Source organism: Micrococcus sp. Mcc89 (genome assembly GCF_024519795.1).
Lineage (GTDB): Bacteria > Actinomycetota > Actinomycetes > Actinomycetales > Micrococcaceae > Micrococcus > Micrococcus luteus.
Genome location: NZ_JALJRI010000117.1, coordinates 1 through 15,376, shown reverse-complemented (window position 1 = coordinate 15,376; position 15,376 = coordinate 1). Strand labels below are relative to the sequence as shown.

The 15,376-nt window shown below is 72.7% G+C and carries 13 protein-coding genes, 2 tRNA genes and 1 pseudogene; 11 read left to right on the top strand and 5 right to left on the bottom strand.

Annotated elements, in window-relative coordinates:
- Positions 1-279 precede the first annotated feature (279 nt).
- The 8 genes from gyrB (at position 280) to NR072_RS10685 (ending at position 7,516) form a co-directional block, all read left to right on the top strand.
- Positions 280-2,430, top strand: coding sequence for a DNA topoisomerase (ATP-hydrolyzing) subunit B (gene gyrB, locus NR072_RS10720; protein ID WP_036314432.1), 2,151 nt, complete (start codon positions 280-282; stop codon positions 2,428-2,430).
- 68 nt (positions 2,431-2,498) lie between these two features.
- On the top strand, positions 2,499-5,195 hold the full coding sequence (gene gyrA, locus NR072_RS10715; protein ID WP_113914087.1) for a DNA gyrase subunit A: 2,697 nt from the start codon (positions 2,499-2,501) through the stop codon (positions 5,193-5,195).
- Entirely contained in the window at positions 5,192-5,692 is a 501-nt protein-coding gene (locus NR072_RS10710; protein WP_010079768.1) for a DUF3566 domain-containing protein, read from the top strand. The genes gyrA and NR072_RS10710 overlap by 4 nt, the downstream gene beginning before the upstream one ends.
- Before the next feature lie 100 nt (positions 5,693-5,792).
- A tRNA-Ile gene (locus NR072_RS10705) sits at positions 5,793-5,866 on the top strand.
- Positions 5,867-5,924: 58 nt separating this feature from the next.
- Complete coding sequence (locus NR072_RS10700; RefSeq protein ID WP_020624432.1) at positions 5,925-6,086, top strand: hypothetical protein; 162 nt, start codon at positions 5,925-5,927, stop codon at positions 6,084-6,086.
- 11 nt (positions 6,087-6,097) lie between these two features.
- A tRNA-Ala gene (locus NR072_RS10695) sits at positions 6,098-6,170 on the top strand.
- Positions 6,171-6,422: 252 nt separating this feature from the next.
- Positions 6,423-7,211 (top strand): queuosine precursor transporter, encoded by a 789-nt coding sequence (locus tag NR072_RS10690; RefSeq protein WP_256837222.1) that lies wholly within the window; start codon positions 6,423-6,425, stop codon positions 7,209-7,211.
- A gap of 77 nt (positions 7,212-7,288) precedes the next feature.
- Positions 7,289-7,516 carry an amphi-Trp domain-containing protein gene (locus tag NR072_RS10685; RefSeq protein WP_206452668.1) on the top strand — a complete coding sequence of 76 codons (228 nt, stop codon included), beginning with the start codon at positions 7,289-7,291 and terminating at the stop codon, positions 7,514-7,516.
- A 36-nt stretch (positions 7,517-7,552) separates the two neighbouring features.
- On the opposite strand, the gene NR072_RS10680 is transcribed toward NR072_RS10685, so the two are convergent.
- A complete protein-coding gene (locus NR072_RS10680) occupies positions 7,553-8,200 on the bottom strand; it encodes an MBL fold metallo-hydrolase (RefSeq protein ID WP_256837219.1) in 648 nt (215 codons plus the stop codon).
- 208 nt (positions 8,201-8,408) lie between these two features.
- Positions 8,409-9,644, bottom strand: coding sequence for a hypothetical protein (locus NR072_RS10675; RefSeq protein ID WP_256837218.1), 1,236 nt, complete (start codon positions 9,642-9,644; stop codon positions 8,409-8,411).
- Positions 9,645-9,830: 186 nt separating this feature from the next.
- Here NR072_RS10675 and NR072_RS10670 point away from each other — a divergent pair, with 186 nt between their 5' ends.
- The gene (locus NR072_RS10670) at positions 9,831-10,361 is read left to right on the top strand and encodes a peptidylprolyl isomerase (RefSeq protein WP_049161430.1); all 531 of its coding nucleotides are present in this window, start codon (positions 9,831-9,833) and stop codon (positions 10,359-10,361) included.
- Between the two features lie 11 nt (positions 10,362-10,372).
- Positions 10,373-11,317, top strand: a complete 945-nt coding sequence (locus tag NR072_RS10665; RefSeq protein WP_256837217.1) for a rhomboid family intramembrane serine protease — start codon at positions 10,373-10,375, stop codon at positions 11,315-11,317.
- 167 nt (positions 11,318-11,484) lie between these two features.
- Here the strand turns inward: NR072_RS10665 and NR072_RS10660 are convergent, their stop codons facing one another.
- A complete protein-coding gene (locus tag NR072_RS10660; RefSeq protein ID WP_060973757.1) occupies positions 11,485-11,790 on the bottom strand; it encodes a cell division protein CrgA in 306 nt (101 codons plus the stop codon).
- A gap of 157 nt (positions 11,791-11,947) precedes the next feature.
- Between NR072_RS10660 and NR072_RS10655 the strand changes: the two genes are divergently transcribed.
- Positions 11,948-12,601 (top strand): aminodeoxychorismate/anthranilate synthase component II, encoded by a 654-nt coding sequence (locus NR072_RS10655; protein ID WP_002858195.1) that lies wholly within the window; start codon positions 11,948-11,950, stop codon positions 12,599-12,601.
- 45 nt (positions 12,602-12,646) lie between these two features.
- On the opposite strand, the gene pknB is transcribed toward NR072_RS10655, so the two are convergent.
- Together pknB and NR072_RS10645 are read right to left on the bottom strand one after the other, a co-directional pair.
- Positions 12,647-14,935: a Stk1 family PASTA domain-containing Ser/Thr kinase gene (gene pknB, locus NR072_RS10650; RefSeq protein WP_256837216.1), complete on the bottom strand. Its 2,289-nt coding sequence runs from the start codon at positions 14,933-14,935 to the stop codon at positions 12,647-12,649.
- 32 nt (positions 14,936-14,967) lie between these two features.
- Positions 14,968-15,376 (bottom strand): annotated as a pseudogene (locus NR072_RS10645) (serine/threonine-protein kinase); the annotation flags it as partial.

Genomic DNA, 15,376 nt, shown 5'->3' with positions numbered 1-15,376 from the left:
CCCGGGAGGCATGGGCGGTCTCCTGCGCACGTCCTGAGCCGTGTCCCTGGCCGCTGAGCGGGTGTTCTCCCGCGGCGGACCCCCGTCGATGCGGGCCCTCGGGGTGTCAGGCGGTACACTGGGACCAGTGAAAGGGGGCCGGCCGTCGTCCGTCCCCCGCCCCCGTGGATCTGCGGGAGCGTGTCGCGTGCCGGTTATGTCCGGGCGGCGGCGCGCGCCTGCGCGCGGGTCGACCCTGCCGCCGACGTCCGAGGAAGTGAGCCACCCGTGGTTGACGCCATGCCCGAGAACCCCGCGGAGGAGCCGACCGCCGCGTCGGCCGCGCCGAACCCGGAGGCCGTGCCGGACGCCGTCGGGCAGCCCGAGACCCCCGTGAAGGACCGGAAGGTGCCCGGTGAGTACGGCGCCAGCGCCATCACCGTGCTCGAGGGTCTCGAGGCCGTCCGCAAGCGCCCCGGCATGTACATCGGCTCCACCGGCCCGCGGGGCCTGCATCACCTCGTGTACGAGGTCGTGGACAACTCCGTGGACGAGGCGCTGGCCGGCTACGCCACCGGCATCGACGTCACGCTGCAGGCCGACGGCGGCGTGCGCGTGGCGGACGACGGCCGCGGCATCCCCGTGGACCTGCACCCCACCGAGGGGAGGCCGACCGTCGAGGTCGTCATGACGATCCTGCACGCCGGCGGCAAGTTCGGCGGCGGCGGCTACGCCGTCTCGGGCGGCCTGCACGGCGTGGGCATCTCCGTGGTCAACGCGCTCTCCCGCCGCGTGGACACCGAGGTCCGCCGTCAGGGGCACGTGTGGCGCATGTCCTTCGCGGACGGCGGCGTGCCCCAGGGCGAGCTGGTGAAGGGGGAGGCCACGGACGCCACGGGCACCGTGCAGACGTTCTACCCGGACCCGGAGATCTTCGACTCGATCGAGTTCGACTACGAGACCCTGCGTGCCCGCTTCCAGCAGATGGCCTTCCTCAACAGGGGCCTGCGCATCACCCTCACGGACGAGCGCGTCCAGGAGTCCAACGAGGTCGTCGACGACGAGATCGCGGGCGAGGGCGCCGCCGGTGAGGACGTCGCGGAGAACGGCCTGGCGGAGGAGGCGGAGCAGGAGCCCCAGCGCCGCTCCGTCACCTACCTGTACGAGAACGGCCTGCTCGACTACGTCCAGCACCTCAACTCCGCCAAGAAGGTCGAGTACGTCCACGACGACGTCATCGCCTTCGAGGCCGAGGACGTCTCGGACGGCCGCTCCATGGCCGTCGAGGTGGCCATGCAGTGGACCTCCGCCTACTCGGAGTCCGTGCACACCTACGCGAACACGATCAACACCCACGAGGGCGGCACCCACGAGGAGGGCTTCCGCGCCGCGCTGACCTCCCTGGTCAACCGCTACGCGCGGGAGAAGGAGATCCTCAAGCCCAAGGAGGACAACCTCACGGGCGAGGACATCCGCGAGGGCCTGACCGCCGTGATCTCCGTGAAGCTCTCCGAGCCGCAGTTCGAGGGCCAGACCAAGACCAAGCTCGGCAACTCCGAGGCCCGCGGGTTCGTGTCCAAGGCGGTCACGGACCACCTCGGCGACTGGTTCGAGCGCAATCCGGGCCCGGCCAAGGAGATCATCCGCAAGGCCATCATGGCCTCGCACGCCCGCCTGGCCGCCCGCAAGGCCCGGGACAACGCGCGCCGCAAGTCCCCGCTGGAGTCCTTCGGCATGCCCGGCAAGCTGGCCGACTGCTCCTCGAAGGACCCCGAGCGCTGCGAGGTGTACATCGTGGAGGGCGACTCCGCCGGCGGCTCGGCCAAGCAGGGCCGCAACCCGGAGACGCAGGCCATCCTGCCGCTGCGCGGCAAGATCCTGAACGTGGAGCGCGCCCGCCTGGACAAGGCCCTCGGCAACGCCGAGATCCAGTCGATGATCACGGCGTTCGGCACCAACATCGGCGAGGAGTTCGACATCTCCAAGCTGCGGTACCACAAGATCGTGCTCATGGCGGATGCGGACGTGGACGGCCAGCACATCACCACGCTGCTGCTGACCGTCCTGTTCCGGTACATGCGCCCGCTCATCGAGGCCGGCCACGTGTTCCTCGCGCAGCCGCCGCTGTACCGCATCAAGTGGTCCAACGCCCCGCACGACTACGTGTTCTCGGACGAGGAGCGCGACGCCGCCGTCGAGGCCGGCCTGGCCAAGGGCTGGCGCTACCCCAAGGACAACGGGGTGCAGCGCTACAAGGGCCTGGGCGAGATGAACTACCAGGAGCTGTGGGACACCACCATGGACCCGGAGCACCGCACCCTGCTGCAGGTGACCATGGAGGACGCCGCCGCCGCGGACGCCGTCTTCTCCATGCTCATGGGCGAGGACGTGGAGTCCCGCCGCACCTTCATCCAGCAGAACGCCAAGGATATCCGCTTCCTGGACGTCTGAGCCGGACCCGCAGACCTGCCTGAGCCGACCATCCTCCCCGCCGTCGCGGGGAGCACGAGAGGACCCGCGTGAGCGACGAGACCACCCCCCAGACCCCGGACGAGCCCGTCGAGGGCGCCCCGACCCCGCAGCCCCCGCAGACCGGCCTGGACATCGAGGTGGAGCACTACGTGCTCCCCGAGGGCGCCGCCGACAAGGTCGAGCCCGTCGACCTCGAGTCGGAGATGAAGCGCTCGTACCTGGACTACGCGATGGCCGTGATCGTCGGCCGCGCGCTGCCGGACGTGCGCGACGGCCTCAAGCCCGTGCACCGTCGCGTGCTCTACGCGATGTACGACGGCGGCTACCGCCCGGACCGTGCGTTCAACAAGTCCGCCCGCGTGGTGGGCGACGTGATGGGCAACTACCACCCGCACGGCGACACCGCGATCTACGACGCCCTCGTGCGCCTCATCCAGGACTGGGTCCAGCGCTACCCGCTGGCGCTCGGCCAGGGCAACTTCGGCTCCCCGGGCAACGACGGCGCGGCCGCCCAGCGCTACACCGAGACCAAGATGGCCCCGCTGGCCATGGAGATGGTCCGGGACATCGACGAGGACACCGTCGACATGCAGGACAACTACGACGGCAAGCAGCAGGAGCCCGTCGTCCTGCCCGCCCGGTATCCGAACCTGCTGGTCAACGGCTCCTCGGGCATCGCCGTCGGCATGGCCACGAACATCCCGCCGCACAACATGCGCGAGGTGGCCGCGGGCGTGCAGTGGTACCTCGAGCACCCCGAGGCCACCCGCGAGGAGCTGCTCGAGGCGCTCCTGGCCCGCGTGCACGGCCCCGACTTCCCCACGGGCGCCCAGATCCTGGGCCGCAAGGGCATCGAGGAGGTCTACCGGACCGGCCGCGGCCCCATCACCATGCGCGCCGTGGTCAACGTGGAGGAGATCCAGGGCCGCACGTGCCTCGTGGTCACCGAGCTGCCCTACATGACCAACCCGGACAACCTCGCCGCGAAGATCGCGGAGATGGTGCGGGACGGCAAGATCAACGGCATCGCGGACATGCGCGACGAGACCTCCGGCCGCACCGGCCAGCGCCTGGTGATCGTGCTCAAGCGCGACGCCGTCGCCAAGGTGGTGCTGAACAACCTCTACAAGCACACCGAGCTGCAGTCGAACTTCTCGGCCAACATGCTCGCGCTCGTGGACGGCGTGCCGCGCACCCTGTCCCTGGACGGCTTCGTGCACCACTGGGTGAAGCACCAGATCGACGTGATCGTGCGCCGCACCGCGTTCCGCAAGCGCAAGGCCGAGGAGCGCGCGCACATCCTGCGCGGTCTGCTCAAGGCCCTGGACATGCTGGACGAGGTCATCGCGACCATCCGCCGCTCGGCCTCGGCGGACGTGGCCCGCGAGGCCCTCAAGGAGCTCCTGGACATCGACGACGTCCAGGCCCAGGCCATCCTGCAGATGCAGCTGCGCCAGCTCGCCGCCCTGGAGTCCCGGAAGATCCAGGACGAGTACGACGACCTCATGGCGAAGATCGCCGAGTACAACCGGATCCTGGAGTCCCCGCAGCGTCAGCGCGAGGTCATCTCCGAGGAGCTCGCCGAGATCGTGGCCAAGCACGGCGACGACCGCCGCACCGAGATCATGGCCGGCTTCGACGGGGACATGTCCATCGAGGACCTGATCCCCGAGGAGGAGATGGTCGTCTCCATCACCCGCGGCGGCTACGTCAAGCGCACCCGGATCGACCAGTACCGGTCCCAGGCGCGCGGCGGCAAGGGCGTGCGCGGGGCGACGCTGCGCGGCGACGACGTCGTCGAGCACTTCCTCACCGTGTCCACGCACCACTGGCTGCTGTTCTTCACGAACTTCGGCCGCGTGTACCGCATCAAGACGTACGAGCTGCTCGAGGCCGGCCGCGACGCGAAGGGCCAGCACGTGGCCAACCTGCTCGCGTTCCAGCCGGACGAGCGGATCGCCCAGATCCAGCCGCTCGTGGACTACGGCCGGGCCCCGTACCTCGTGCTCGCCACGCGCGGCGGCCTCGTGAAGAAGACGCCGCTGCTGGACTACGACACGAACCGCACCGCCGGCCTGATCGCGATCAAGCTGCGCGAGGGGGACGAGCTGGTCTCGGCCCGCGTGGTCTCACCCGACGACGACCTCATCCTGATCTCGCACAAGGGCCAGTCCCTGCGGTTCACCGCCACGGACGAGGCGCTGCGTCCCATGGGCCGTGCGACCTCGGGCGTGACCGGCATGAAGTTCCGCGACGACGACTCCCTGCTGACGATGGACGTGGTGGAGGAGGACGGCTACGTCTTCACCGTCACGGACGGCGGCTTCGCCAAGCGCACCCACGTGGACGAGTACCGCCTGCAGAACCGCGGCGGCCTCGGCATCAAGGTCGCCAAGCTCGTGGACGACCGCGGCGAGCTCGCCGGCGGTCTCGTGGTGCGCGAGGACCAGGAGGTCCTCGTGGTGATGGCCTCGGGCAAGGTGGTGCGCTCCGCCGTCGCCGGCGTGCCGGCCAAGGGCCGCGACACGATGGGCGTGATCTTCGCCAAGCCGGACAAGCGGGACCGGATCGTCGCCGTCACCCTGAACAATGAGCAGGAGATGGAGGCGAAGGCGGACGCCGAGGCCGAGGCGGGGCCGGATGTACCCTTGGACGCAGACATCGACCCGACCGACCCCGTAGCCGCACCGGAGGACGCCCTGACGCAGGACGCCGGTGAGGGTGCAGACGGAGGAGAGCAGTGAGCACGTCCGCGTCGTCGCGTCCCGGCCAGGGGCGGAGCACCGGGAAGGCCGCCGAGCCGCGGTCCGGCCGCCCGGTGCGCAAGGCCAGCGGGTCCTCGCAGGAGGACCTGGTCCGCGCCGTCCCGAAGGCCAAGGTGCGCCGCGCCCGCCTGGTCCTGACCCGGGTGGACCCGTGGTCCGTGCTGAAGCTGGCGTTCCTGCTCTCGGTGGCGCTGGGCATCCTCACGGTGGTGGCGGCGGTGGCGCTGTACTCGCTGTCCGACGTCCTCGGGATCTTCGACAGGGTCAACGACGTGATCGGCACCGTGCTCGGCTCCGAGGCCGGGCGCTACACCGTGGCGTCCCTGGCCCCGCTGAGCACCGTGACCTCGCTGGCCACCGTGCTGGCCGTGGTCAACGTCATCCTGCTGACCGCCCTGGCCACCGTGGCCGCGCTGCTCTACAACCTCTGCGCGAGCCTCGTGGGCGGCCTCGGCGTCACGCTGACGGACGACTGAGCAGACCCTCGACGACGCCCCGCGCGGATTTGCGCGGGGCGTCGGCGTTCCTGTACAGTCATCTCCTGTTGTGAACGGCGTCAGCCGTGAGCGACGGTGAGGGCGTATAGCTCAGGCGGTTAGAGCGCTTCGCTGATAACGAAGAGGTCCCAAGTTCAAGTCTTGGTACGCCCACTCCCACCACACAGAGCCCCGGTCCGCTGGGGCTCCGTTCGTCTCCGGAGGTCTTCCCATGGGTCGACTGGCACGCGTGGCCCTCGTGGTCAGCGCCGCGGCAGCCGCCTATGGGGCGCGTCTCTGGCGGGAGAACAGTGCGGGGAAGGACGTCTGGGCCACGGCCACGGACGACCTGCCGGAGGACGCCGACGGCGTCGAGCCGGCACCGGAGGACTGACCGGTCCTCACGGGGGCATGGCGCAATTGGTAGCGCACCTGCTTTGCAAGCAGGGGGTTAGGGGTTCGAGTCCCCTTGCCTCCACCGAAGAAGGGCCCGGGAGTCGTGAGACTCCCGGGCCCTTTCGTATGCCCAGGGTGGCCGCCGGCGCCGGCACCGTGGGCAGAAACCGGCGACCCGGGGGCTCCTGGGGCACAAACCGCAGGACTTCGGGCCCCGTGGGCAGAAGAGAGGGCGTTTCTGCCCACGGAGGGACGGGGATGGCCTGCCCCGAACCCCCGCCGCCGGACCCGCCCACCGCGCCCACCGCCGTCGTGCGTGGTGTTGGATGGTCCGGTGAACACCACCATCGACACCCCGTCCCCCAACCGACCCGCCTCTGGGCAGGGCACTCCGGCCTACGCCCGGGTGCCCGCGAGCTACTACGACATCTTCGTGGGCGTCTTCATCGCCCTCCTCATCCTCTCCGGCGTCACCGCGGCCAAGCTCTTCTACGGCCCCACCGTCCCGGTCATCTCGGACCTCTTCTACGACGGCGGCCCCCTCATCTTCGACGGCGGCGCCTTCCTGTTCCCGTTCGCGTACATCGTCGGCGACATCCTCGCCGAGGTGTACGGCTGGCGCCGGGCCCGCCGGGCCATCGTCCTCGGCTTCGCGATGCTCGTGCTCGCCGCCCTCACCTACACGGTGGTCTCCTGGACCACGCCCGTCGAGGGCTTCGAGGTGTGGGACCAGGCCCTCGCGCCCATGCTGCGGATCACCGTGGCCGGCTTCGTCGCGTTCCTCGTGGGCTCCCTGCTCAACGCGTCCATCGTGGTCCGCCTCAAGGAGCGCATGAAGGAACGGCACGTGGCGTTCCGGCTCATCCTCTCCACCGTGGTCGGCCAGTTCTTCGACACCCTGATCTTCTGCACCATCGCCTACGCCGGCACCATCTCGCTGCTGGAACTGGCGAACTACACGGTGACCGGCTTCGGCTACAAGACGCTCGTGGAGATCCTCATCGTGCCGGTGACCCTGCTCGTCATCCGCGCCCTCAAGCGCCGGGAGCCCACCTACCGGGCGCCCGGCTTCGAGATCCACCGCGACGAGAACCCCGCCGTCGCCCCGGCCGCGTCCCGCTGACCCGCACGGGCCCCGGCGTCGGCCGCGCCGGGGCCCGCCCGTCGCGCGCACCCCGCCCACCGACTACCGTCGGTGCCATGGGCAAGGACCTCTTCGAGCACGAGCAGCAGCAGACCCTCAGCCGCGAGCAGGCCGCCGCACGCCTGCGCGACCTCGCCGACCAGCTCTCCCGGCAGAACGAGGTGCGGATCGAGCACGGCGGCCGCGACGTCGTCGTCACCGTCCCGGACCGCGTGGGCCTCGAGGTGGATCTCGAAGTCGAGGACGGCGGCGACGCCGAGCTGGAGATCACCCTCAGCTGGTGACCGTCCCCGGGCCGGCCGCCGTCGCCTCCCCGTGTCTCAGAACGTCCAGGGCTCCCCGGGGGCCAGACGTCGGTAGTCGGTCACGCCCTCGGCGAGACCCGAGAGCACCCCGTCCACCACGCCCTTGCCGTCCTCGCTGAGGATGCCGTCGTGGATGGGGCGGGTGTGCGTCGCCGCGATGGCCCGCATCTGGTCCACCACGTCCGCGATGCGCAGCCATGGCGCCGCGGCGGGCAGCAGGAGCACCTCGACGTCGGCGTCCGGCACCGTGAACGAGTCGCCGGGGTGCAGCACGGCCCCGTCCACGAGGTAGGACACGTTGACCGGGCGCGGCACCTCGGCGTGGATCACCGCGTGCTCCCCGCCGAGCACCTCCACCCGGAAGCCGGCGGCCTCGAACGTCTCCCCGGGGACGGCCGTGTGCACGCGCCCGGCATCGAGCCCCGCCTCCGCCAGCGGCCCCGTGAGGTCCCGTGGCGCCCACATGTGCGCCTCCGTGCCGGCCACGGCCCTGACCAGCTGCTCGGGGACCACGTGGTCCGGGTGGCCGTGCGTCACGAGGACGGCGTCCGCGCCGTCCAGGACCGCCGCGTCGCTGAACGCGCCGGGGTCGAACGCGAGGCGTCGGCCGGCCTTCTCGAGGCGGACGGCCGAGTGGCCGAAGAGGGTCAGGGTCGTGCTCATGCGGATCACTCCTCCGCCCGGCGTCGGGATCCCGGGCGCTCCCAGCCTCCCGCGTGCTCCCGGCGGCGGACAAGGCCCGCACCCCGTTCGACGGCGACCCACCGGCTCCCGCCCCGACCGGCGCCCGGACGCGCGACGGCCCGCGCCCCCTCGGTCCTGCCGAGGATGCGCGGGCCGGGCGCCGTCCGCTGTGCGCTCAGGGCGCGGGTCAGCGCTGCTGCCCGGGCTGGACGCCCAGCACCTTCGCGTTGGCGGCGGCCACCGGGTCCGGGGCGGCGGTGTCCACACGCACGCCCTGGCCCGCCGCGGCCGAGCCGGCCTCGGCCACGACCTTCTGCTGCTGGGCGTAGGGGTTGTTCGCCTCCACCACCGGGATGTTCGCGGTGATCGGGCCCGGGACCGGGGCGGTCCACGGATCCTGCACCGGCTTGGTCAGGCGCCACAGGGCGAAGCCGGCGCCGGCGGCGGCAGCCGCCATGCCCGCGACGATCCAGGCGCGGCCGCCCGAGCGGGAGGCCCGGCGACCGGCGGCACGGTTCAGGTCCTTCTCGGCCGCGCCGGCGTACTGCTCGGCACCCTTGCGCAGGCGCTTCACGATCGCCTTGTCCCCGGTGAGCTTGATCAGCGCCTGCTCCAGGGCGTCCGGGACCTCGACGTCGTGGGCGGTCTTGCGGGCGTGCGCGGCGCCGTCGGCCAGGCGGGCGGCCGCCACGGGGAGGACCTCCTCCTTGCGGCGCTGGGCGTAGTCGCCGGCGTCGGCCAGGCGGGCCTGCACCTGCGGGGCCACCTTCCCACCCTGCTCCTGCAGCGCGGACAGGCCCGTGGCGAGGAGGCCGGCGAGGGTCAGGCCGCCCGCCGCGGCGGCGTCCTTGGCCTGGCCGGCACGGTCGCTGAACAGGGCGGCGGACCGCTGCGCGTCCTTGCGGGCGCCCTTGGCGGTCTTCTTCGCGTCCTTGCGCAGGCCCTTGGCGGCCTGGCGGCCGTCCCGGCGCAGCTGCTTGGCCTTGCGGCCCCCACGACGGCGGCCCTTCTTCGCGGCCTTCTCGGCGTCCTTGCGCGCCGCGGCGAACTGCTGCTGCACGTCGTGACCGGCGTCCTGCGCCTGGGCCTGCAGGTGCTCGAGGAAGTCCTGGACGGTGTCCACGCCCTTGGCGACGGCGGGGGCCAGCAGCCCGTACTGGTGCGCGACGGCCTCGCCGGCCTTGCGCGCCCCGCGCTCGACCACGGGGCCGTACTCCTTCTTGGCGTCCTGGGCCTTGCGGCGGCCCTCCTCGGCCGCGGCGGAGCCGCCGATCAGCCCGTAGGCCGCGGCCACCTCGCTCCAGGCGCGGGTGGACTCCACCTTCGGGGCGGCCCAGTGGCGCAGGTTCTCCGCCTGGCGTGCCACGAACGCGTTCGTGCCGCCGTCGTGCTGGATCTCGTCGTGCAGGGTCTTGCGGGCCATGTGATGCCTCCCGTGGGTTCTGGATGGTCGTTGAACGCGGTGGTCCTCGCGGCCCAGCCTAGTGGCCGACCCCCGCCGTGGCACGGGTCCCGGCACGCCGGGAGTGCGTACGCCGATCGCGGAAGATCCCGACCCCGGACGGCGGGATCCGGACGGCCCGCCGCCGCGGATGGAACAATGGGGCGCATGGCGAACAACACGCACACCGCGACCATCCACACGAACCACGGCGACATCGTCGTCGAGCTGTTCGGCAACCACGCCCCGAAGACTGTGAAGAACTTCGTGGGCCTCGCCACCGGCGAGCAGGAGTGGACCCACCCGCAGACCGGTGAGAAGAACAACGGCGCCCCGCTGTACTCCGGCACCGTGTTCCACCGCATCATCAAGGACTTCATGATCCAGGGCGGCGACCCGCTCGGCATGGGCATCGGCGGCCCCGGCTACCAGTTCGGCGACGAGATCCACCCCGAGCTGCAGTTCGACCGCCCCTACCTGCTGGCCATGGCCAACGCCGGCCCCGGCACCAACGGCTCGCAGTTCTTCATCACCTCCGTGCCCACCGGCTGGCTCAACGGCAAGCACACCATCTTCGGCGAGGTGAAGGACGAGGCCTCCCAGAAGGTCGTGGACGAGCTCAACGCCGTCGCCACCGATCCCCGTGACCGCCCGCTCGAGGACGTCGTCATCGAGTCCATCGACATCGACGAGGCCTGAGCAGCCCCTCGGTGAGCACCACCCCCTCTGACCCGCACGGCCCGGACTCCGCGGACGGCACACCCCCGGTGTGCCCGCGGCATCCGGGCCGTGCGGCGTATGTGCGCTGCGCCGTCTGCCGGCGCCCCGCGTGCCTCGACTGCCAGCGTCCCGGCTCCGCGGCCGGACCGGTCTGCGTGGACTGTGCGTCCGGCGTCGTGGCCGGTCCCGGTCCGACGGCGGCTCCCGCTGCCGGCGCCGCCGCGACGGTCCCGGCCCGACGGCGGACGGGCTTCGCCGCCTCGCCCGTCACCTGGATCCTGCTGGCGGTCACGGTGGTGGTCTACGCGGCGCAGTGGATGACCCGGGATCAGGCGTCCGGCGTGACCGAGGCGCTCTGGTACGCCGGGCTCTACACGTCCCCGTACGGCATGGAGCCGTGGCGGATGGCCTCCTACGCGCTCGTGCACGACGTCTCCGGTCCCACGCACCTGCTGCTGAACATGCTCGCGCTGTGGGTGATCGGGCGCGTGCTCGAGCCCGCGCTGGGCTGGTGGCGGTTCCTCGCTCTCTACGTGCTCTCCGCCGTGGGCGGCGCGGTGTTCGCGCTGTGGGTCTCGGACCCGCTGCAGCCCGTCGTCGGGGCGTCCGGCGCCGTGTACGGCATGTTCGCGGCCCTGTTCCTGCTCACCCGGGTGCGGGGCGGCCAGGTGCGCTCGATCGCCGTGCTGATCGGCCTGAACCTCGTGTTCTCGTTCCTGTTGCCCGGGGTGGCCTGGCAGGTGCACGTGGGCGGGCTGCTGACGGGCGCCGTCGTCGCCGTCGTGTTCTCCCTGGCCGGCGGGCTGCGGCCCGGCCGCGCGCGCGTGCCGTCCGTGGGCGCCCAGGCAGCCGGCCTCGTGGTCGTGGCGGCGGCGCTGGCGGCGCTCACGGTGCTCGGCGCCGCACGGGTCACGGTGGCCGGCCTGCTCGGCTAGACCGTCGTCCCCGACCGTCCCCGGAGTTCTCCACAGCCGGGTGTGCACTTCTTCCCACAGGGGTGTCCACACCTGTGGACAACTCCGGGGACAACTCGTCTCCGGGCGGGATCGTGCGGATCGGCCATCCACAGGGTTGTCCACCGCTGTGGAGAACTACACGCGTGTCATTCGCTCCAGCGGGACATCATCAGGAACCCGACGAGCGCGATGCCGAAGCCCACGAGGATGTTCCAGCCGCCGATCTGCACGATCGGGAAGAGGCCCTGGGTCAGGTAGTAGACGATGATCCAGAGCAGGCCGAGGATCAGCAGGCCGAACATCACGACCTTGTACCCGGGGGAGAGGGGCTTCGGACCCGGGTCCACGTCCCCGAGGTCCGTCCGCACGGCGGAGCGGCTGCGGCGCGCGGCCTCGAGCTCCTCGCGCTTCCGACGGGCCGAGTCCTTGCGCTTGCCGGCGGGTGCTGCCACGGGTCTTCTCCTCGGGTGGGGGGGTGATGGGCGCCCCCACCGGCGGAGACCGGGGCGGGGACGGTATCCTGCTGACCTGCCCAGGACCGGGGTCAGCGACGTGCCCGGCCAGTCTATGCACCCCGCTCCCACGCGGCGGGGAGGAAAGAGCGCCCCCGTGCAGAGCCCCGAGGTCTCCGTCCTCGTCGTCGACAACTACGACAGCTTCGTCTACACCCTGGTGGGCTACCTCGAGCAGCTCGGGGCCCGCACCACCGTGATCCGCAACGACGAGGTCACCCCCGCCCGCGCCCTCGAGCTCGCGGCCGAGCACACGGCCGTGCTCATCTCGCCCGGGCCGGGCGCACCCGCCGACGCCGGTGTCTCCCTCGACCTCATCCGCTCCGCCGCCGACGGCGGCCGCCCGCTCTTCGGGGTGTGCCTGGGGCACCAGGCCATCGCGGAGGCGTTCGGCGCGACCGTGACGCACGCGGAGTCCCTCATGCACGGCAAGACGTCCCTGGTCCGCCACGGCGAGCACCCCATGTTCGAGGGCGTCCCCTCGCCGTTCACCGCCACCCGCTACCACTCGCTGGCCGCCGTGCGGCCCACCGTGGACGAGGCGGTCCTGGAGATCACCGCAGAGACCGAGGACGGCGTCGTGATGGGTCTGGCCCACCGCACCGCGCCCCTGTGGGGTGTGCAGTTCCACCCCGAGTCCGTCCTCACCGAGGGCGGCTACCGGATGCTCGGCAACTGGCTCGAGTCCGTGGGGCTCTCCGGGGCCGCCGAGCGCGGCGGCCGGCTCTCGCCCCTCGTCCGCCAGGACTGACCGGTCCCGGGGCCCGGTTCGCGGGTCCGACGGCGCCCCGTCCGCTCAGGTGGACGGCGGCGGATCGATCGAGGGCTCGGGGTCCGGCGTCAGCGTCGGCAGCGGGTCCACCGGCGTCCCGGTGGGCGAGGTGCTCGGCGACTGCTCGGCCGGCTCCGGCGAGGTCGACGGGGCCGCCGACGTCGACGACGGGCTCTGCGTCGGCGACGGCGTCGCGGTCGCCGTCGGCTCGGGGGTGGGCGTGGCCGAGGCGGACGGCGAGGGTGACGGCTCCGCGCTCGCGGAGGGCTCCGCGCTCTCGGAGGGCTCGGGGCTCTCCGACGGCGGGGGGCTCGGTGGCGCGGACGCCGACGGCGTGGGTTCGGGCGCCTCACTGGACGGCGGCGCCGGCTCGGAGGGCTCGGCCGTGGGCGCGATCCACGAGGAAGCCGTCAGGGTCAGGGAGGAACGGTTGTCCACGCGGACGCCGGCGGGCGGATCCTGGGCCACGACCGTGCCGACGTCGGTGGTCGCGCCGTCCTCGTCCTGGATCCGCACGCGCAGCTCGGGGGCGCTCAACGCCAGCTGACGCCGCGCGTCCGGAGCGCTCATCCCCACCACGTCCGGCACGGCGACCATGCCGCTGGACAGGTGCAGCACCACGGAGGAGCCGGGCGGCACGTGCGTGCCCATCGCGGGGTCGGTGCGGGCGAGCAGCCCGCGCTCGAGTCGGCTGTCGTCCTGGTACTGCACGGAGGAGACGCGCAGGCCCAGCCGTTCCAGCTCGCGGCGGGCCGCGTCCTCGGACAGCCCGTGCAGGGAGTCGGACAGCGCGATGCCCTCCTTGCCGCGGGACACTCGGATCCGCACCTCGGCCCCGCGGGGCACCTCCGTGCCCGTCGGCGGGTCGCTCTGGGTGACGGTCCCGTCCGGGGCGTCGGCAATGTACGCGGACGAGACGACGGCCACCAGACCTGCGTCCTCGAGCGCCACGACCGCCTCGTCCTGCTGCAGCCCCACCACCGCGGGCACCTCCACGGTGTTGCGCAGGGCCGCCGCGAGCCACGGCGCCAGGACCAGGGCCAGCGCCACCAGGACCACGCCGGCCGCCAGGAGCGTGCGCCGGCGGACGCGACGGGGCGTGGCCGTCGCCGGCGTGTCCCCAGGTGGCGGCTCGGGCCGGGGCGTCGCGGCCGCACCGGGCGTCACCGGCTGGCCGGCCGTCACCGGGCGGGGGCCGTCCATGGCGGCGGCGGCGGCCAGCTGCGCGGCCGAGGCGGCGCCGGGCAGTCCCGCACCCGCGACGGCGTGGTTCGCCGCCTGGGGCTGTGCGGTGCCCGGCTCGGCCGGGACGGAGGGCGTCGGCCGGGTCAGCGGGACCGCGGCCGTCGGCACGTCGGCGTCGTCGGCCCCGTGCTCCGCGGGCGTGGCGCCCAGCACCGCGCCGACGAGGGCGGGAGGGACGGGATCGAGCGGCGGGGTGTGACGGCCGGGGCCGACGTGCGGATCCGCGGCGGCCTCCTCGAGGGCCGCGAGGAACGCGGTGCCGGTGGCGAACCGGTCCTCCGGATCCTTGCGCAGGGCGCGCAACACCACGGAGTCGAACGCGGGCGGCAGGTCGGGGTCGACGTCGGAGGGCGCCGGCGGCTCCTCGCGCACGTGCTGATAGGCCACGGCCAGCGGCGTGTCACCCGTGAAGGGGGGTCGGCCCGTGAGCAGCTCGAACAGCAGGCAGCCGGCCGCGTAGAGGTCGGCGCGGCCGTCCACGGTGCGGCCCGTCGCCTGCTCCGGGGCCAGGTAGAGGGCCGTGCCCACCACGGCCTGGGTCTGCGACGTGGTGGCGGAGGTGTCGGCCAGCGCATGGGCGATCCCGAAGTCCATCACCTTCACGGCGCCCGTCTCCGTGACCATGACGTTCGCGGGCTTCACGTCGCGGTGGACGATGCCCTCCTCGTGCGCGTGCTCGAGCGCTTCCAGCAGGCCCCGGGTCCAGGCCACGGCACGATCCGTGCCCACGGCGCCCTCGGCGTGCAGGATCTCCCGCAGCGTCCGGCCGGAGACGAGCTCCATCACCAGGAACGGGCAGTCCACCGGATGGAGGCCGTCCTCGAGGGAGACCTCGCCCGTGTCGTACACGGAGACGATCGAGGGGTGGTTCAGGGAGGCCGCCGAGCGTGCCTCCTTGCGGAAGCGCGCCTGGAAGTGCGGATCGCGCGCCAGGTCCCGGCGCATCAGCTTGACCGCCACCGGGCGGTGCAGCCGCAGGTCCTCGCCGCGGAAGACGTCCGCCATGCCGCCGCGCCCGATCAGCTCACCGATCCGGTACCGCCCGTTCAGGGTCCTCTGCTCGTCCACAGACACGTCCGCGTGCTCGTCCCGCCCGCCGCTCAGGCGGAGGGCGTGGCGTCGGCGGACGAGGCCTCCGCGCCACGCGCGTCAGCGGACGGGTCGGTGGTGGGCTCGCCCGTCGGCGCCGTGGACTCCCCGGAGGACTCCGTCGTCGGATCCCCCGTGGGCGTCGTCGGCTCCTCGGACGGCTCCGGCGTGGGCTCCGGGTCGGCGGTGGCCGTCGGGGATTCGGCGGTGGGGGACGGGCTGGGCTCGTCCGAGGCCGATGGGCTCGGCCCGGTGCTCGGCTCCTCCGACGCGCTGGGCTCCGGCTCCGAGGCGGGCTGGGACGCCTCGCGGGTCGGCGCGGCGTCGGACCCGCCGGTGGCCACGATCAGCTGCACGTGCGTGTCGTAGCGGTGACGCTCGCCCTCGCCGGGCACCACGCGCACCACCTCGCCGTCGGCG

Bases quoted from the DNA above. Each gene is read 5' to 3' on its own strand.
- gyrB (WP_036314432.1), top strand. From the start codon at position 280: ATGCCCGAGAACCCCGCGGAGGAGCCGACCGCCGCGTCGGCCGCGCCG.
- NR072_RS10700 (WP_020624432.1), top strand. From the start codon at position 5,925: ATGGGTCGACTGGCACGCGTGGCCCTCGTGGTCAGCGCCGCGGCAGCC.
- NR072_RS10685 (WP_206452668.1), top strand. From the start codon at position 7,289: ATGGGCAAGGACCTCTTCGAGCACGAGCAGCAGCAGACCCTCAGCCGC.
- NR072_RS10680 (WP_256837219.1), bottom strand. From the start codon at position 8,200: ATGAGCACGACCCTGACCCTCTTCGGCCACTCGGCCGTCCGCCTCGAG.
- NR072_RS10675 (WP_256837218.1), bottom strand. From the start codon at position 9,644: ATGGCCCGCAAGACCCTGCACGACGAGATCCAGCACGACGGCGGCACG.
- NR072_RS10670 (WP_049161430.1), top strand. From the start codon at position 9,831: ATGGCGAACAACACGCACACCGCGACCATCCACACGAACCACGGCGAC.